Source organism: Rossellomorea aquimaris, assembly GCF_020172085.1.
Taxonomy (GTDB): Bacteria; Bacillota; Bacilli; order Bacillales; family Bacillaceae_B; genus Rossellomorea; species Rossellomorea aquimaris_E.
Genome location: NZ_JAIVAT010000009.1, coordinates 79,324 through 95,777 on the forward strand (window position 1 = coordinate 79,324; position 16,454 = coordinate 95,777).

The following is a 16,454-nucleotide window of genomic DNA, read 5'->3' on the forward strand; positions in this document are numbered from 1 at the left end:
ATTGGAGTGGAAAATGATGAAACATCAGGCTACACCTTATTTTAGTTTTGATGGGCAGGCAAGAGACGCATTGGAATACTACAAAGAAGTATTCGAAGGGGAAGTGCTGGGGATCCAGACATTCGGCGAGGCGGATTTTCCGAGTCCTCCTGAAATTTCAGATCACATCATGCACGCTCAATTTAAAAAAGGAGAGCTTTTCTTTATGATGTCTGACAGCTTTCCTGGCCAAGCCCCGACTGCGGGCAATCATATTTCACTTGTCCTCGAACTGGAGAGTGAAGAGGAAATCAATACTTATTACAAACGATTAACGGAAAAAGGAAACGCCGTAATGGAGCTTCAAGATACCTTCTGGGGTGCAATCTATGCCAAGGTAAAAGATCCTTTTGGCATCACCTGGGACCTTAACTACACAAAAAAATAAGATGAATAGGCTACTGCGTTACCATCTTCCGCAGTAGCCTTCTTAAAATCCCAGTACCTCTTATCATACACCGAAGGCAAGATCCGTCCCTTTCATAATATGATAATACTTATCGATTTTAAGGATGGTACCTTCTGTTATGAGTTCTTTCGTCAGGCTTGTAACGGTTTCCCTTGTTGAACCAATGAAACTTGCGATATCCTGATGGGTCAGATGCACATTGATTTTCATATAATTTCCTTTCATTTCTCCAAAACGAGGCATTAGGAAGGTCATGAGATGAAGAATTCTTTCTTTGACGGGGGCAAACATAATGCGTTCAAGGAATACACTCCTCTGTTTCATATGCTGATTGAGGGCAGAATACAATTCAGTCAAGGTCGGGTGATGAGTGACCCCTATGCGCTCCACCTGTTTTTGAGTGAGCACCCGGAGCACTGTCGTATCGATCGCTTCAGCATATACACCCTCATCGTCTAAACTGAAGCGGGGTATATTACTGAAGAATTCACCTTCTCCAAGAACAATGAGAATGGTTTTTCGCCCATCCTCACTGTTCTTATAGAGCTTTACTTTTCCCGATTGAATCATATAAAGATTTTTACTCAATGAAAAAGGCTGATAGATTACTTCTTTTTTTGAGTAGTTTACGAGCCTCCCTGGCAAATCTTCCATAAAGGAAGTCGACCTCAATGGTGCTGAATTCATGACGCCCCCTCCTCATTACTTTCAAATTCGGACACAAACTCACCGTATCCCTGCTCTTCCAATTCATCTTTCGGGACGAACCTGAGGGCTGCTGAATTCATACAATACCTCAATCCTGTAGGCTTGGGTCCATCTTCGAATACATGACCCAAGTGGGAGTCGGCGTGTTTACTTCTGACCTCCGTACGGACCATGAACAATGTCCGGTCCTCTACTTCAATAATATTGTCTTCAACTAAGGGTTTTGTGAAACTTGGCCATCCTGTTCCACTCTTGAATTTATCCTTCGAACTGAAAAGAGGTTCACCTGAGACGACGTCAACATAGATCCCCTCTTCCTTGTTATCCCAATATTTATTCTTGAAGGCTTCTTCAGTCCCCTCTTCCTGAGTGACTTTGTATTGAAGTTCCGTAAGCATTTCTTTTAATTCATCATCTGTATAGGAAGGATAAAGAGAGCTGGTTTCGAGTTTGATATGCCGATCTTTTCCCCAAGCCTCATCCAGAAAATCATCCCTTCCTGAATTAGCTCTGTAGAATTTATAGCTTAATTTATTTTTCTTATAGTAATCCTGATGGTACTCTTCCGCTTTGTAAAAAGTTTTAGCAGGTTTGATTTCTGTTACGATCTCTTCTTTAAATCGACCTGAGTCTGCCAATTCCTTCTTAGACTGCTGTGCCGCTTTCATTTGGTCTTCGTTATGATAATAAATCCCGCTCACATATTGAGGTCCCCGGTCGACGAATTGCCCGCCGGCATCCGTTGGATCGACCTGTCTCCAGAAGATCATTAATAATTGCTCATACGTAATCACATCGGGATCATATTCAACTTGAACAGCTTCCACGTGGCCCGTCTGTTTAGAGGACACTTCATCATATGTCGGATTTTCTTCTTCGCCTCCCGTGTATCCTGAAATGACTGAGTAAACGCCATCCAGTTTTTCAAAGGGCGGCTCCATACACCAGAAGCATCCCCCTGCGAAAGTGGCGAGTTCATGGTCTTCATCGATCATGTTGGTTTTCACCGGCTCACTTCCAAGGGATTTCTGTGTCATGCTGGCATACAGTTTCGGTCCGAAGAATGCCCCTAGACCGACTAGGATTACTAATCCAATTCCGATCACTATTTTTTTCATCGTCTCTCCTCCTTGCTATTTTACTAAAGGTAGTCGAAACCAGAAGGTGCTGCCCGATCGTCCATCACTTTCCACACCTATTTCTCCATCGTGAAGCTCGATGATTTCCTTGCTGATGGAAAGCCCAAGACCTGATCCTCCTCCCGCTTTGTTACGGGATTTCTCTACCCTGTAGAACCGTTCAAAGATAGAAGCTTGCTCTTCAATGGCCACTCCCCTTCCTTCGTCCTTCACAGAAAACTCTACCTGTTCCCCTTTTTTCACAGCATGAATTTCAAGGGTTGTATGGTCAGGTGAGAAGGAAAGAGCATTTTGGATAAGGTTCGTCATGACTCTTTTAATTTGAACAGGCATTAATGGAACGAGGGGCAAGCCCTCATCGTATTCAACTTTCACTTCTATATTCTTTTCCTCAATTTTGCGTTCAAACTGCTGAATGGTATCAATCAATAGCTGATCGATAGGAGTAGGGGACGGTTTCCAAGACAGCTTTCTGTTTTCCAGCTGTGAAAACTCCAATACCTCTTCAATCAACAGACTTAATTTTTCCGTTTCCGAAAGAATCGTTTCATAATAGCGTCGCCTTGTCTCCGGATCTTCAATGATGTCATCATTCAAAGCTGCAACGAAGGAGTGGATCGAAGACAGGGGTGTCCTGAGATCATGGGATACATTCGCAATGAGCTCACTCTTGAACTTCTCTGATTCCTTTAATTCACCAAACATCCCTTCGATCCTTGAAGACATATGATTAAAGTTAGCAGCGAGTTCCTTGATTTCCTGCGGTCCCGCTTCAGTCACCTTCACATCAAAGTCGCCGTTCGCCATCTTCCCCGCTTCTCTGCTCATCTGCTTTACAGACTTTAACAAAGGGGATGTAATCATCAAATTCACAGCAAATGATAGCAGCCCTGCGCCCAATGTAATGAGCGAAAGAAGAATGATGATATCTGTTGAGATAAACATTTGGACATATGAAATGGTGAGAAAAACCAGAATCACTACGAGAGAAATCGTGTTGGCCAAAATAAGGAGCGTTCTAATCTTCATGATGATGCTCCCCCTCGAATTTATATCCGATTCCCCACACGGTTTTGATCCATTTCGGCTCGGATGGATCATCCTCGATCTTTTCCCTCAGTCTCCGAATATGCACATTGATCGTATTGGCATCCCCTAGATATTCATATCCCCATAATGTCTCGATCAGCTGTGATTTTGAGAATACCTGCGCAGGATGCTGCGCCAGTAAAGATAATAGTTCAAACTCTTTCACTGTCATTTCGACTTCATTTCCTCTAGAAATCACCTTACGTTTATTACGGTCAATTTGAAGTCCTTTCCACCTAAGAACATTCTGTTGTTCTTCGGTTGGCGCAGAATAAGTCCTTCTCAATACGTTTTTAACCCGAAGTAAAAGCTCACGGGGACTGAACGGTTTCGTGACATAGTCGTCCGCCCCTATCGTGAGTCCATATATACGATCTTTTTCTTGACCAAGTGCTGTCAGCATGATGATCGGTGTATCATGGTCCTCCCTTATTTTTTCTGCTGCCTGCCAGCCATCCATTTCGGGCATCATGATGTCGAGGACGACAATGTCCGGATGGAACGATCGATACTTTTCGAGCGCCTCTCTCCCGTTAAAGGCGGTACTCACCTCAAAGCCCTCCCGGACAAGATAACGTGAACATACATCCACAATATTTTCTTCATCGTCTACCAACAGCACTTTTTTGACCACTTTGAACGCTCCTTTACATCCCTGTACCTAATTCGGCACTTCCAAAATCAACATTGAATTGCTTACACCAAATCACGATTTTCATTCCTTCAGCCGCCGTTACACCACTTGGGATTTCATAGTTTTGATTGCCCATGTTTCCTTTTAACTCTCCAAGAGAAACTCCCTCTTTTGTTTCTTGATCTGCTTCTACTAAGTAAACGTAAAGATCCGGTCCGTTGGTCACATCAATATTTTCCAATCTGACATTTTCTCCCGAAACCATCACGCTCCCTTTTGCATGGTGATTGGAGTCTGCCCCTTTAAACATTCCCGTGAGTTCACTTTCTTTCATTGTATCGCTTGTCATAGCGTCTTGCGAAGATGAATCGGCTTCTTTCATAGTATCCTCTTCGTTTTCTTTCATATGAGAAGCTGTTGAAGTTTCGGGTGCTTCATTTACGACCTTGTCAAAGAACAAGGGGGAAACAAGCCACCAGCCGACTCCCAACATTCCTGCTACAACAATTCCTATTAACCATTTTTTCAATACGATCATCCTTTCTTTTTCAGATTAACTGTAGTATAAAAAACAAACCTTATGGAATCTTAACGGAATCCTTAATTATTTCTTAAATGTACGTCGGACTTCATTTTGGACAGGTTCCAATGAATCTGAGATAGTAAAAGATATTGAACTAAAGGAGACTAATTCATGCTAATTACTCTGATATTCATCTTCATCATCTTTTTGACCGGTTTCCTGGTTGTACGTTACTATCCCGCTTTTGGAAAGAAACCGGCCCAGGAGAGAGTTAACTCATCTCCTCAATATTCGGAAGGTTCATTCCAAAATTCGATGCCCACTTCCATGGATTCAAGCTTCTCTTCATCCGTTTCAATGGTTCGGGACCTGGTAAAAAGGAATGCCAATCGTAAACCAGCTGACGATATGCCAAGAGTCGCGTTCCCAACTCTTGATCACCCCTATCCTGTTACCAATGTAACGTGGTTTGGACACTCTGCTTCGATGATTGAAATCGATGGAAAGAGGTTGTTACTTGATCCCATGTTTGGAAAAGCCCCCTCTCCATTTCCGTGGATCGGTGGAAAAAGGTATAGCAAGGAGCTGCCATTTCAAATCGATGAACTTCCTTCCATTGATGCCGTGATATTCTCCCATGACCATTACGATCATCTTGATTACGGGACGATTCGAAAGCTTCAAAATAAAGTGAAGCAATTCTTTGTGCCGATCGGGGTAGGAAGTCATTTGGAGCGCTGGGGAATCAATCCTGAGTGCATTAGAGAACTTGATTGGTGGGACAAAGTAGAGTGGAATGGTCTTACACTGGCCTGTACCCCTGCAAGGCATTTTTCAGGACGGAGCCTGAATGATCGTAACGCTTCTTTATGGTGTTCGTGGTGTATCATCGGGATCTCTTCTAAAATCTTTTTTAGCGGGGATAGTGGTTACGGGCCACACTTCAAGGAGATTGGGGAGCAATATGGTCCATTCGATTTGACCTTAATGGAATGCGGTCAATACGACCCAAGATGGGCACCGATTCATATGCTTCCTGAAGAAACGGTCCAAGCCCATATTGATGTGAAAGGAAAATCGCTCATGCCTGTTCATTGGGGGGCGTTTACCTTATCCTTTCATGAATGGACAGACCCGATAAACCGTGTGACCAAGAGAGGGAAAGAACTAAATGTTACTGTTGCTACCCCTAAAATCGGGGAAACATTTCTTGTAAAAGGAGATTCCCTGCCGTCTTCACGGTGGTGGGAATGAACAAACAATCGCCTAGTTGTATACACTATCTAAGGAACTTTAAAGTAGGCGATTAGACTATGAGTAATGAGCAAAAAGCCACGTTCGGAGCCTGGGTTGCAGCCATCGGGACTGTTCTAGCCGCAATAGGCAGTACCCCGATTAAGAGCATTCCAGAGAATACCCTGAGGTCGTTCAATCTCGTAGGAAATGAAATGCAGGCTACCGGGAATGCCCTTGAAGCAGATGCCATAGAGGAATTCTTGCTGACAAAAGCCGGGAATGAAATTCAAGCCATTGGGAACGTCACCGTCATTGCCGGAATTGTCATTGATTTTAATGACATTATCAAGCAGGAGCTTAATATCAAAGGGAACCTCCTTCAGGCATTAGGCGGATCTGCCGCTCTCTACGATTCATTCAATGAAGAACATTCAATGGAAGTACTTTATTCCATTTACGGGAATCTTCTTCAGATCATCGGTAACTCCCTTCAAGCCATCTCCGGCATCCTCGAAATAAATGATAGAGACAGCGGAAATATTAATGTGGTGGGGAGTTGGATTCAGGCGATCGGCTCCATTATTTCAGCCCTCGTCCAAACAAAAGAATCTTCCGACTGATGTTGCTTTACATAGTTTTTCAAATGTAGAGCAACAGAATCAGATGCTCTGCATGAAAGGCTGTTTTTTTTAAAAAGCAGCCTTTTTATTGTTCACCTTCTCATATAGGCCCTTTTACATAATATCTTTTGATCTGGGTTATCGCCCATACCAATTCACCCAAGAACGAATATTCATAACCTAGATAGAGAGGAGGCTTTTGCTATGAATGATTTTCAACCTGTAAATAATGAAATGTTTGTGGATTATCATGATATACGTCGTCCAATCGGACGGCCGGGCTTCGGAAGACGTCCGTTTGGGTTTGGATTCGGCTTCAGTCCGTTTGTTGGCGGGCTTGCAGGAGGATTACTGGGTGCGGCATTATTGAGTCCTGGCTATGGCTATGGATACGGATATGGTTATCCGCCACCTTATTATGGTTACCCATATCCTTACCCTTATTATTATTAATATCATACAGAACGAAGAGGAACCCGTTGTCCCATGTTGGGAAAACGGGTTCCTTTTTTATTTTCTAAGTTGACTCCTTTACAGACATAGATGGATATTGTTTCCTGAAGGATCTTGAGTGAGATATCTTCCGTTTTGTTCTTCGATGGGAGCCCCTATGGACCGTAGATGTTGAAGAGTCGCCCTTAGCTTTTCTTGAGTTGAGAAGTGCAGCGTGAACCAGTTTAGACCCGCACTGTTTTCAGTCGGCCTTGGTGCGCCCACACCATTCCAGGTGTTCAATCCGATGTGATGATGATATCCACCTGTTGAAATGAAAAGTGCCTGATTTCCAAACCGGCTGACTACGTCGAATCCAAGTCCTTTTCGATAGAATTCTTCCGTTGACTTCAAATCTGACAAGTGCAAATGAATGTGCCCCATCACCGTGCCGGCAGGAAGTCCATGCCACGATTCTCCCTCTGCCTCGGCTAAAAGTCCTTGGGCATCGATGGGATCCACCGCCATCTCTACCTGATCTCCATTCCATGTCCAATCCGTCGATGGACGGTCCCTGTATATCTCGATTCCATTTCCATCGGGATCTTGTAAATAAAGCGCCTCACTGACAAGGTGATCAGATGAACCCAGTCTAATATTCAACCGGACCATGTGAGCCAATATTTTGGCAAGCTCTTTTCGATTAGGCAGCAACAAGGCGAAATGATAGAGCCCCGTCGTCCTATGCTCTTTAGGCATGATATGTTCAGGCTGCTCCAAGCTTAACAAAGGTTGAATGCCGTCCGAGGTTAAAGTTGCCTTCTTCTCTGTTTGATTCAATATTTTAAACCCGATTACTTCCTGATAAAAGGATAGAGATCGACTTACATCCTGTACCTTTAAGTTTACTTCACCAACAAAAGTATGGGGTCCTTTATGAAAGTTCATCTTTATTTTCCTCCAATTTAAAGTGGATTGTTTATACTATTTGTTATTAGGTTACTTTATGTAACTTATATTATTTTAATAACTAATTTCCGTCAAGTAATTTAATTACTATCTTAAAAAAATATGGTATACTTCTAATTAGATTTTTTTCGATTAAAGGAGGCATTGAAAGTGAATCAATCTGAAATATGCCCACGATTTGAAAAAGCAATCGGCATTTTAAGTCAGCGTTGGACAGCCCTTATCATATATCAACTGCTTTCCGGGCCACAGCGGAACTGCACCATTAAAGAGGCTATCGGCATCAGCGGCAGACTCCTTTCAGAACGGCTAAAGGACCTTGAAAAAGAAGGGATCCTTAAGCGTGATGTCTACCCTGAAACGCCCGTGCGCATTGAATATTCGTTAACGGAGAAAGGTTACTCTTTAGAACCTTTAATGAAAGATATAGAGAAGTGGTCCCAGGAGTGGATTGAGAAGGATTGACTTAACCCGTCAGGTTATTGGCGGGTTTTTTTGTTTGATTGAATGAGAGGGTGTATGTGGTTCCTTTTTTTGATCCTGTTGTGGGGAGGTTGAGGGATTGGAGGAGGCGTTTGGCTGCGTAAGGTGATTCAATTTCCAAAAACCATCTTAGATCAGCATTTTTTATTGTTGGACCAATAAGCAATTCATAATCTTTGAGAGCCTGTATATGAGCGGAACGATCTGTTTTTTTACACCCTGAACAAATCCAGGCACCATGTTTTCTTCTTAATGGGTGACTGTCGCAATCACTACACCTAACCCCTTTTATTATATCTTCTACTGCAATATAATATCTTTCCATTACATTTGGATGAAACTCATGATGCTGCTTTTTCAATGTTCGAATGCATTTTTTCTTTTGTTTTTGGGATATCGATTCGTCCTGAATATATTTCTCTATAAGCGAAACTTTCTCCAATAAAGAATGGCGATGAATGACGAATTTGTTAATCGATTTGTTTTCGGGGGCTGTTTTAATGATTGTGCGGTCATTGCTCATGACCACGCAAGCGAAAATCGGGATTGTCGGGAATCCATTATTACTTAACCATTCCGCAAGCTGTAATTTCTGTCGCTTAACCTGAAGCGTCGGATCTGGCAACGCTACTTCGACACCGTCTTTCGTTTGTATTAATTGATTAAATATGGGGTCAAAATATGCAGTGCCCGCGAGATACTTCACTTCAATAATGAGAATGAATGCTGTTGTGAGGAGGAGTGTGTCAATCTGGAAGAAGTTGTTCTTATGTGGAAGTCTTAAATCGTTGAGAATAGAGTATTTCTTCAAATCTAACGAGGTTAAGGTGTAATCTAAAGCCTCTTCTCCTTTATAGCCCGCCATTCTTTTACCAAGCTCTTCAATAATGACAGTTCGTTTTGGGTGCTGAGGAGGTAGTCTGCGGAGTAAAGCTTGCAATGAGAGGATAATTCGGGGAATACTTCTTTCTTTTTCAATCATTTGATCACTCCAATCTACTTTGTACTACTTTCTATTCTCTATAACCTGGTAAAAGTCCTGCCTGAACCTATCTGGATATGATTTATCGGCGAAATATTAATTTTAACGGCGAAATTGAGAATATAACGGCGAAATTCTCATTTTATCGGCGAAAACTCAAATATAACGGCGAAATCCCCATTTTATCAGCGAAACGCCCAAACCTCTGACCTCGCCAGCCATCAACACCCCCTCCACAAAAAACCATTCCCTTCCCACCCCACCCATAGTATATTTAGAGTAACGAAATAAATAGACTGCGAGGGACGGACCTACTATGTGGAACAATAAAAATGTGTGGATATTATTAATCGGAGAATTCATTGCCGGGCTTGGATTATGGCTTGGGATCATCGGCAATCTGGAATTTATGCAAGAGAAGGTGCCATCGGATTTCCTGAAGTCGGTCTTACTAGCTTCCGGGCTATTAGCGGGGCTTGCTGTTGGTCCGTTGGCAGGAAGGATCACGGATCAGGCGAATAAGAAAAGCGTGATGCTCGTATCAGGGTTCACACGTGCGCTGAGTGTCGTTTTCATGCTCATCGCCATTTATACGGGCTCGGTATTATGGATGGTCGTCTTCTTAGTGAGTATTCAAATCTCTGCCGCTTTTTATTTTCCTGCTCTTCAGGCTGCTATTCCGATGGTGGTCAAAGAAAAGGAACTGCTGCAGATGAACGGGGTCCATATGAACGTGGCCACTCTCTCAAGGATCCTTGGTACGGCTTTAGCGGGGGTTCTACTGGTCATCATTTCTTTATCGATGCTTTATGTTCTTTCACTGGTTGCTTATCTTGCCTTGTTCATCATGACGTGGTTCCTGACAATTGACGAAACATCTCAGGCAAAGTCAGAAGGGACAAAACCGAAAACAGCAGGCTTCAAAGAAGTATTCCCGGTTATAAAAGCCCTTCCCATTGTCTTTATGACACTTGTGATGACACTGATCCCGCTTTTGTTTATCGGCGGTTTCAATTTAATGGTCATCAACATCAGTGAGCTTCAGGATAGTTCCGCCATTAAGGGCTGGATCTATACAGCTGAAGGGATTGCGTTTATGACGGGTGCGTTTGCCGTAAAGAAAATCGGGGAGAAAGTGTCGCCATATAAAATTTTGTTCACCTTTAGTTTTGTGATCGGGATTGCGCAAATGCTCCTTTACTTTGCTACAAGTCCCGTGATGTCAGTATTAGCGTTCACTGTGTTTGGCTTCTCTGTAGGGTGCTTCTTTCCGACAGCGGCCACCATTTTTCAAACACGCATCCCGAAGGAATTTCACGGCCGTTTCTTTTCGTTCAGAAATATGCTCGACCGGCTCATCTTCCAAGTTGTCCTGCTTTTAACCGGCCTCCTATTGGATCTTGTCGGTCTGCAGATCATGACGGTTCTATTCGGATGCCTTTCTATTGTGATGACGGGGCTCTTCTTTTCGAAATTCAGGCAGCTCCGGACGACGACCCTCTCAGAACAAACAGGCCAGGCTCACATCTGATTGTGAGCTTTTTTGTATAATAATGAGAATTATTATCAATACTATGTCAAAAGAAGACAACCACGGCTATGGTTGCCTTCTTTGTCTTACATACCTGGTTCGAATGTTTTGCAATCCGTTTCTTCGCTGTTATGTGCCTTGTTCCCTTTATGACTGACAACGAAAATCTGGTCTGCAGAGCATTTCTTTCCTTCACTGTTGTATCTGCAGTTGCTTACTTCACACATTACGTCTTGTGCCATGATTATACACCTCCCCTATACCAATAGAGTGTACGTTTCGTTTCAGGTTCATACCTTCACATCATTAAAAAGGGGCTCCCCCCCATAAAGGTAAGCCCCTGTTTCTCCTATAATTCCAATACGTCTTCCTGATTCACTGCTACCCCTCTTCGTTTCGTCACGATTTTATATGCTGCCACGGTCACCAATACGACTCCACTGCACAACATATATAAAACCGGGAAGCCGAGCTCTGAGGAAACGAGCCCCAGCACAAACGAACCAACGGCAATCCCCAAGTCGTAAAAAATAAAGAAAGTAGCGGTCGCATGTCCCGTTCTCCTCTTTGGTGCCGCCTGTATGGACATGGTCTGGAAACTCGGAAGCAGTGCACCATACCCAAGACCGATCAGGGTTCCCGCCATTAACAGAAAAACAACGGAATGAGTGATGCTCAAAAGAAGTAATCCGATGGCAAAAATAAATAAGGATGGATAAATCACCGCATTCGGTCCAGATTGGTCGAATAATCGTCCAGTAAATGGCCGCGACAATAACATGGCCGCTGCAAAGACGACAAAGAATAAGCTGACCGATTCAAACAGACCGATTGATTTGGCATAAACGGATATGAACGACATGATTCCTGAATAGGCAAAAGACGTCAAGAAGCCCACTAATGCAATCGGGATCGCCTTTACTTCCATCAAATCCTTGAGGGTCAATCGTTTCGATACCTCCGCTTTTATTGCATCCTCTGTCACCTCAATACCGAACGTGCAGAGGAACCCAATGACGATGATCCATGAGAGTCCCATGAACAATGATGCATATGGAATCCATCGAATGAGAGCCAAAGAAAGAAACGGTCCTACCACTACCGCTACATTCATCGACATAGCAAAATAACCAAGCCCCTCCCCTTTCCTGCTTGCAGGTATCATATCAGCGGCAATTGCCACTAAGACCGTTGAGCCGATACTGAACCAGATTCCATGAAAGAAGCGCACCCCCATCAATAGATAGAAATCATGTACCCAAAAGTAAATAAATGAGGAGACGCCAAACAGCATCACACTGATGATGAGCGTCTTTTTCTTGCCAAGTATTTCAATGATTTTCCCCGAGAACGGCCGTATAAGAATGGCTGATAGTAAGAAAACCGTCGTAGCAAGTCCCGCCTGTCCTTCTGTTCCATGCAGCTCATCGATCACATAAAGTGGCAGGATCGTTAACAATGAGTAAAAAACTAAAAATAGAAAAAAATTATTCAGTAGCGCCATGAAAAAGGGACGCGTCCAGATGTTTTGTTCTGCTGATTGATTCACTACCATTCTCCTTTTTAAAAATAGTTGTTATGCTAATTATATCTACAACATGTATATTTGTAAATATAGTTGCTGTGACAATTAATTTGCAGTATTTTTATGAAAACCTCTAAACATATCCTCATTTCATGTATGATATAGATAAGAAAATGAATGTAGAAGGTGAAAAACAGTGACCATGACCCGAGATGAAACCATCGGCTTGTATACGAGCCACACAGTAAAAAATATCATTCGATTCCTCACCCTCCACCTGAAAGATTTCGATGTGACGCCTGAGCAGTGGACGGTGATGAAAAGACTTGCTGAACAGGATGGAATCAGTCAAAAACAGTTGGCCATCAGATCGGAAAAAGATCAGCCCACCGTGACCAGAATATTAGACATCCTGGAAAGGAAAGAACTGATCTACAAACAGAAAAACGCTGAAGATAGAAGATCTTTTTTAATTTTTATAACGGAGAAAGGAAGAACCGCGAAGGACGAGCTGTCCCCTTTTATTGAAAAATTATATGAGGATACGATTCTGAAAGGAATTTCAGAGGAGGATTTAGAAGTATATAAAAGCGTTCTTTCTCAAATCAACGCAAACATGACCAAAGGATAGGAGTGTCTGAATGAAACAAATTCCTGTTGCCCTCCAGATGTATACATTGCGGAACGAGGCGGAAAAGGATTTCAGAGGTACACTGCAAAAGGTGGCTGAATTGGGCTATGACGGCGTGGAGCTTGCAGGCTATGGAGGATTGACTTCCAAGGAGCTGAAGAACACACTCGATGATTTGGGGCTTCAAGCAGTATCCAGCCACATTCCACTTTCTGAACTAAGGAGTTCTGTGGATGATGTGATCAACGATCAGCTTGAGCTTGGCAGTCGCTACATCGTATGTCCCTATTTGTCTCCCGAAGAACGATCAGAGGAAGAGTATTTTCGATTGATTGATGATTTGAACTCCATTGGTGCGAAATGCTTTCAAGCGGGGATCACCCTCTGCTATCACCATCATGAATTCGAATTGGCGACTTTATCCAACGGAAAAACGGCTCTTGAAACGATTCTTTCGGAAACGAACCCCCATTGGGTCAAAGCCGAGTTTGATATTTATTGGCTGACGTATGCCGGAGAACAACCGGTGGAGTGGTTGAAGCGTTACCAAGGTCGGACGCCTCTTGTCCATTTAAAGGATATGACAACCGACGGAGAACGATTTTTCGCGGAATTGGGATCCGGTGGTGTGGACCTCGGTTCTGTCCTTGACTTTGGTGCCCACAGCGATGTGGACTGGTGGATCGTCGAGCAGGACGATTCAAAGATCCCTCCCATCGACAGTGTTCGGAAAAGTCTAGAGTATCTACGGCAAATCAAAGTGTAATGAAAAAGGAGAGCCACCATTTCGCAGGCTCTCCTTTTTCCATCATTATTTTAATTTCGCTACAATCTTCCCTTTCACATGGCGTTCTGATAAACGAATCAGAGCATCCGGCACTTCTTCAAGTGTGACTGTCTCTTTCAGCATGGCATCCAATTTCCCTTGTTCCAATAGGGAAAGCATCTCATTCCCTATTACCGCAAAATCCTTCTGGGCTTTCATATCATCCGTTTGATGCGCTGCAGCAAGAGCGATTTCATGGTACGAAACGACTTTCGTGAATGATTTGATTTTGTTGAAATCCGGCGCACCGGCGATATATACCATATGCCCCATATAGGCCAAAGCATCAAGGGAATCCGTCGCACTTTGTCTGCTGACCGCATCCACGACGGCGTCTACTCCACGGCCATCCGTGATTTCCATCACCCTCCGAATGACGTCTTCTTCCCGGTAGTCGATGACATGATCGGCCCCAAGAGATTTCACATAATCGTGATTGTGACGGGAAGCAGTGGAAATGACGGTCTTTCCTGCGAGCTTCGCAAGCTGAACGCCAAACCCGCCTACTCCTCCGGCCCCTCCATGGATCAGTAGCGTATCGACCTGGTCCAATGGCAATTTGCGGTGAATGGCCTGGTGCGCCGTATAGCCTGCAGTCGGCAGGGCTGCCGCATCTTCAAAGGAAACGCTGTCCGGAATGTGAGACGCAGTATGGGCTGTGATGATCGCATATTCTGCATAGCCGCCTTTTTTCGTAAAATCGCCGTGGTAGACGACACGATCTCCTACTTGAAAGTCTGTTACTCCCTCACCTACTTGTGCGACCACTCCAGCTACATCCAAGCCAAGGATATGCGGATAGGACCAGACCGGCATCCCGTTGGTTGCTGTCTTATAATCAACCGGATTCAACCCTACAGCATAGACCTCCACGAGAAGTTCTCCGCTTTCTGCTATTGGGGTTTCCATTTCCTCCACCTGCATGTCTTTCCATAACCCTTTATCCTTTAATAATAATGCCTTCATTCTATTCATCTCCTAATAGAGTTTTATGATTCATTTCCTTATATGGTATATAATATATACTGTACATTCATTACACAAGTAGGCACTATTTAGTATCCTGGTTACCGTTTGGAAACCTGGAAGAAGCCTTTATTAGTTGGATGATGGAGTTCAGCTGCTGATTCAACAAATAATCACCGAACATAAACCTGAAGGTACTCATATGAAACAACTGAACACAGAATATCAATGTGCCATCGACCTAGTGATCGATGTCATCGGAGGGAAATGGAAGGTTCTTATTCTATGGAATTTAAACGAAGGGGGCAAAAGATTTAATGAGTTGAAGCGCTCTATGCCGAATATCACCCAGAAAATGCTTACCCAGCAGCTCCGGGAATTGGAGGAGCATGGACTGGTCTCGCGGACCGTCTACCAGGAAGTTCCCCCGAAAGTGGAGTATTCAACGACCGAGATGGGGAAGAAACTCCAAACCACACTCTTTGAGATGTGCAAATGGGGAGATGAATATGCCGAGCAGAAGGGGATCGGTATGAACCGGTGCTGGACGACTTATGATTTTATGGAGGATGATCATTAGTATGATAAAAGGACTCGCCGCAGTGGCAAGTCCTTTTATCATTTATTTAACCAGTATCTGTCCAAATGCCTTTTCCAACGTATCGTATTGAAAGACGAATCCCGCTTTTTCCAACCTCTCCGGTATGACCCACCTGCTCTTCAGGACCAGCTCGGTTTCCGTTTTAATGATCACGGCACCTGCTTCAAGCATCCATTTCGGAGTCGGTAGACCTATTTTTCTGTTCATGACATCCCTTAACTGCGCCATGAATTCCCGATTGGTGACAGGATTAGGAGCTGAACAGTTGAACACGCCGCGTAACTCCTTTTCTTCATTTAGAAAAAGAATGACACGAAATAGGTCTTCGACATGAATCCAGCTGAATCTTTGATTACCCGGCCCCTGGACACCTCCAAGGCCAAATCTGACCAGATTTTTGTATGGGGTCATCACGCCGCCATCCGGTCCCAAGACGATGGCTATTCTTAACGCAGCCTGCCTGGTTGCCGGTAATGAGAAAGAGAAGAATGCTTTCTCCCACTCTTTTGCCACTTCTACTGAAAATCCTGTACCGATATCGCCTTCTGACTCGGTCATGGGACGGTCCTCTGCATGGCGATAAATCGTTGCCGTGCTGGAATTGATCCATAGTGGAGGGGGATCCTGACACTGTAATAGGGCATTTCCCAGGATTTCCGTTGTTTCGGTCCTGGAACGGAAGATTTCCGCTTTATTTTTTTCATTGTAACGGCAGTCGACTGACTTCCCTGCAAGATTAATGAGCATATCTGCACCTTCTAATGATTGGACAATGTCATTGTGGCGATCCCACGAAACATGTGGGGATTGCCTGGAAATAATGGTTACTTTATAGCCTCTCTCCAGAAATTTTTTCTGAAGGTAACGACCGATAAAACCCGTTCCCCCAGCTATGACAACATTCTTTCTCACAGTATCAACTCATTTCTACATAAAAAAGTTTGTGAATCATTTCACATTTTATTATACCAAATTCTGTAACCAATTAAAACCGAATTTCCTATGTTTCTCTCATGCACAAAAAATAGTGGAATATTCCTAGAAAAATATTTTTCCACGATTTGAATAGATAACGGCAGAAATTCCCCTCTATTTTGTTTTATATCGACAT

Annotated in this window: 20 protein-coding genes; 9 read left to right on the forward strand and 11 right to left on the reverse strand. The window is 43.6% G+C overall.

Features of this window, described 5'->3' with window-relative positions:
• The first annotated feature begins 16 nt into the window (after positions 1-16).
• Positions 17-427: a VOC family protein gene (locus LCL96_RS20085; protein ID WP_224945068.1), complete on the forward strand. Its 411-nt coding sequence runs from the start codon at positions 17-19 to the stop codon at positions 425-427.
• A 63-nt stretch (positions 428-490) separates the two neighbouring features.
• Here the strand turns inward: LCL96_RS20085 and LCL96_RS20090 are convergent, their stop codons facing one another.
• The 5 genes from LCL96_RS20090 to LCL96_RS20110 are packed head-to-tail and all read right to left on the reverse strand — an operon-like array spanning position 491 to position 4,547.
• Positions 491-1,135 carry a Crp/Fnr family transcriptional regulator gene (locus tag LCL96_RS20090; protein ID WP_224944701.1) on the reverse strand — a complete coding sequence of 215 codons (645 nt, stop codon included), beginning with the start codon at positions 1,133-1,135 and terminating at the stop codon, positions 491-493.
• Complete coding sequence (msrB, locus tag LCL96_RS20095) at positions 1,132-2,274, reverse strand: peptide-methionine (R)-S-oxide reductase MsrB (RefSeq protein ID WP_397550873.1); 1,143 nt, start codon at positions 2,272-2,274, stop codon at positions 1,132-1,134. Before msrB ends, LCL96_RS20090 begins: the two co-directional genes overlap by 4 nt.
• Positions 2,275-2,289: 15 nt before the next feature.
• Positions 2,290-3,324 carry a sensor histidine kinase gene (locus LCL96_RS20100; RefSeq protein WP_224944703.1) on the reverse strand — a complete coding sequence of 345 codons (1,035 nt, stop codon included), beginning with the start codon at positions 3,322-3,324 and terminating at the stop codon, positions 2,290-2,292.
• Positions 3,314-4,018 carry a response regulator transcription factor gene (locus LCL96_RS20105; protein WP_224944704.1) on the reverse strand — a complete coding sequence of 235 codons (705 nt, stop codon included), beginning with the start codon at positions 4,016-4,018 and terminating at the stop codon, positions 3,314-3,316. The genes LCL96_RS20100 and LCL96_RS20105 overlap by 11 nt, the downstream gene beginning before the upstream one ends.
• A gap of 13 nt (positions 4,019-4,031) precedes the next feature.
• Complete coding sequence (locus tag LCL96_RS20110; protein WP_224944706.1) at positions 4,032-4,547, reverse strand: DM13 domain-containing protein; 516 nt, start codon at positions 4,545-4,547, stop codon at positions 4,032-4,034.
• A 165-nt stretch (positions 4,548-4,712) separates the two neighbouring features.
• Between LCL96_RS20110 and LCL96_RS20115 the strand changes: the two genes are divergently transcribed.
• From LCL96_RS20115 to LCL96_RS20125, 3 genes are all read left to right on the forward strand, one after another.
• The gene (locus LCL96_RS20115) at positions 4,713-5,795 is read left to right on the forward strand and encodes an MBL fold metallo-hydrolase (protein ID WP_224944708.1); all 1,083 of its coding nucleotides are present in this window, start codon (positions 4,713-4,715) and stop codon (positions 5,793-5,795) included.
• 59 nt (positions 5,796-5,854) lie between these two features.
• Positions 5,855-6,397: a DUF6944 family repetitive protein gene (locus tag LCL96_RS20120; RefSeq protein ID WP_224944709.1), complete on the forward strand. Its 543-nt coding sequence runs from the start codon at positions 5,855-5,857 to the stop codon at positions 6,395-6,397.
• A 234-nt stretch (positions 6,398-6,631) separates the two neighbouring features.
• Positions 6,632-6,850, forward strand: coding sequence for a spore coat protein (locus LCL96_RS20125; RefSeq protein WP_224945072.1), 219 nt, complete (start codon positions 6,632-6,634; stop codon positions 6,848-6,850).
• 78 nt (positions 6,851-6,928) lie between these two features.
• On the opposite strand, the gene LCL96_RS20130 is transcribed toward LCL96_RS20125, so the two are convergent.
• Entirely contained in the window at positions 6,929-7,777 is an 849-nt protein-coding gene (locus tag LCL96_RS20130; RefSeq protein WP_224944711.1) for a VOC family protein, read from the reverse strand.
• 171 nt (positions 7,778-7,948) lie between these two features.
• Here LCL96_RS20130 and LCL96_RS20135 point away from each other — a divergent pair, with 171 nt between their 5' ends.
• A complete protein-coding gene (locus LCL96_RS20135) occupies positions 7,949-8,263 on the forward strand; it encodes a winged helix-turn-helix transcriptional regulator (RefSeq protein ID WP_224944713.1) in 315 nt (104 codons plus the stop codon).
• 1 nt (position 8,264) lies between these two features.
• Here LCL96_RS20135 and LCL96_RS20140 read toward each other — a convergent pair whose 3' ends face one another.
• On the reverse strand, positions 8,265-9,263 hold the full coding sequence (locus LCL96_RS20140) for a nuclease-related domain-containing protein (RefSeq protein WP_224944714.1): 999 nt from the start codon (positions 9,261-9,263) through the stop codon (positions 8,265-8,267).
• A 316-nt stretch (positions 9,264-9,579) separates the two neighbouring features.
• Here LCL96_RS20140 and LCL96_RS20145 point away from each other — a divergent pair, with 316 nt between their 5' ends.
• A complete protein-coding gene (locus tag LCL96_RS20145) occupies positions 9,580-10,794 on the forward strand; it encodes an MFS transporter (RefSeq protein ID WP_224944716.1) in 1,215 nt (404 codons plus the stop codon).
• Positions 10,795-10,880: 86 nt separating this feature from the next.
• On the opposite strand, the gene LCL96_RS20150 is transcribed toward LCL96_RS20145, so the two are convergent.
• Together LCL96_RS20150 and LCL96_RS20155 are read right to left on the reverse strand one after the other, a co-directional pair.
• Positions 10,881-11,036, reverse strand: a complete 156-nt coding sequence (locus LCL96_RS20150) for a DUF1540 domain-containing protein (RefSeq protein WP_224944718.1) — start codon at positions 11,034-11,036, stop codon at positions 10,881-10,883.
• 107 nt (positions 11,037-11,143) lie between these two features.
• Positions 11,144-12,343, reverse strand: a complete 1,200-nt coding sequence (locus LCL96_RS20155; RefSeq protein ID WP_412103616.1) for an MFS transporter — start codon at positions 12,341-12,343, stop codon at positions 11,144-11,146.
• A gap of 178 nt (positions 12,344-12,521) precedes the next feature.
• Here LCL96_RS20155 and LCL96_RS20160 point away from each other — a divergent pair, with 178 nt between their 5' ends.
• Both LCL96_RS20160 and LCL96_RS20165 read left to right on the forward strand, forming a co-directional pair.
• On the forward strand, positions 12,522-12,950 hold the full coding sequence (locus LCL96_RS20160) for a MarR family winged helix-turn-helix transcriptional regulator (protein WP_224945074.1): 429 nt from the start codon (positions 12,522-12,524) through the stop codon (positions 12,948-12,950).
• Positions 12,951-12,960: 10 nt separating this feature from the next.
• The gene (locus LCL96_RS20165) at positions 12,961-13,716 is read left to right on the forward strand and encodes a sugar phosphate isomerase/epimerase family protein (protein WP_224944722.1); all 756 of its coding nucleotides are present in this window, start codon (positions 12,961-12,963) and stop codon (positions 13,714-13,716) included.
• A 45-nt stretch (positions 13,717-13,761) separates the two neighbouring features.
• Here LCL96_RS20165 and LCL96_RS20170 read toward each other — a convergent pair whose 3' ends face one another.
• Entirely contained in the window at positions 13,762-14,742 is a 981-nt protein-coding gene (locus LCL96_RS20170) for a zinc-binding dehydrogenase (RefSeq protein WP_224944724.1), read from the reverse strand.
• Between the two features lie 202 nt (positions 14,743-14,944).
• On the opposite strand from LCL96_RS20170, the gene LCL96_RS20175 reads away from it, so the two are divergent.
• Positions 14,945-15,322 (forward strand): winged helix-turn-helix transcriptional regulator, encoded by a 378-nt coding sequence (locus tag LCL96_RS20175; RefSeq protein WP_224944725.1) that lies wholly within the window; start codon positions 14,945-14,947, stop codon positions 15,320-15,322.
• Between the two features lie 42 nt (positions 15,323-15,364).
• On the opposite strand, the gene LCL96_RS20180 is transcribed toward LCL96_RS20175, so the two are convergent.
• Positions 15,365-16,255, reverse strand: coding sequence for a TIGR01777 family oxidoreductase (locus tag LCL96_RS20180; protein WP_224944727.1), 891 nt, complete (start codon positions 16,253-16,255; stop codon positions 15,365-15,367).
• Between the last annotated feature and the right edge of the window lie 199 nt (positions 16,256-16,454).

What these genes read in the sequence shown, in the direction of transcription:
- LCL96_RS20090 (WP_224944701.1), bottom strand. Translation starts at nt 1,135, where the DNA reads ATGAATTCAGCACCATTGAGGTCGACTTCCTTTATGGAAGATTTGCCA.
- LCL96_RS20115 (WP_224944708.1), top strand. Translation starts at nt 4,713, where the DNA reads ATGCTAATTACTCTGATATTCATCTTCATCATCTTTTTGACCGGTTTC.
- LCL96_RS20160 (WP_224945074.1), top strand. Translation starts at nt 12,522, where the DNA reads ATGACCCGAGATGAAACCATCGGCTTGTATACGAGCCACACAGTAAAA.
- LCL96_RS20165 (WP_224944722.1), top strand. Translation starts at nt 12,961, where the DNA reads ATGAAACAAATTCCTGTTGCCCTCCAGATGTATACATTGCGGAACGAG.
- LCL96_RS20125 (WP_224945072.1), top strand. Translation starts at nt 6,632, where the DNA reads ATGTTTGTGGATTATCATGATATACGTCGTCCAATCGGACGGCCGGGC.
- LCL96_RS20140 (WP_224944714.1), bottom strand. Translation starts at nt 9,263, where the DNA reads ATGATTGAAAAAGAAAGAAGTATTCCCCGAATTATCCTCTCATTGCAA.
- LCL96_RS20150 (WP_224944718.1), bottom strand. Translation starts at nt 11,036, where the DNA reads ATGGCACAAGACGTAATGTGTGAAGTAAGCAACTGCAGATACAACAGT.
- LCL96_RS20130 (WP_224944711.1), bottom strand. Translation starts at nt 7,777, where the DNA reads ATGAACTTTCATAAAGGACCCCATACTTTTGTTGGTGAAGTAAACTTA.
- LCL96_RS20100 (WP_224944703.1), bottom strand. Translation starts at nt 3,324, where the DNA reads ATGAAGATTAGAACGCTCCTTATTTTGGCCAACACGATTTCTCTCGTA.
- LCL96_RS20170 (WP_224944724.1), bottom strand. Translation starts at nt 14,742, where the DNA reads ATGAAGGCATTATTATTAAAGGATAAAGGGTTATGGAAAGACATGCAG.
- LCL96_RS20085 (WP_224945068.1), top strand. Translation starts at nt 17, where the DNA reads ATGAAACATCAGGCTACACCTTATTTTAGTTTTGATGGGCAGGCAAGA.
- msrB (WP_397550873.1), bottom strand. Translation starts at nt 2,274, where the DNA reads ATGAAAAAAATAGTGATCGGAATTGGATTAGTAATCCTAGTCGGTCTA.
- LCL96_RS20120 (WP_224944709.1), top strand. Translation starts at nt 5,855, where the DNA reads ATGAGTAATGAGCAAAAAGCCACGTTCGGAGCCTGGGTTGCAGCCATC.
- LCL96_RS20175 (WP_224944725.1), top strand. Translation starts at nt 14,945, where the DNA reads ATGAAACAACTGAACACAGAATATCAATGTGCCATCGACCTAGTGATC.
- LCL96_RS20145 (WP_224944716.1), top strand. Translation starts at nt 9,580, where the DNA reads ATGTGGAACAATAAAAATGTGTGGATATTATTAATCGGAGAATTCATT.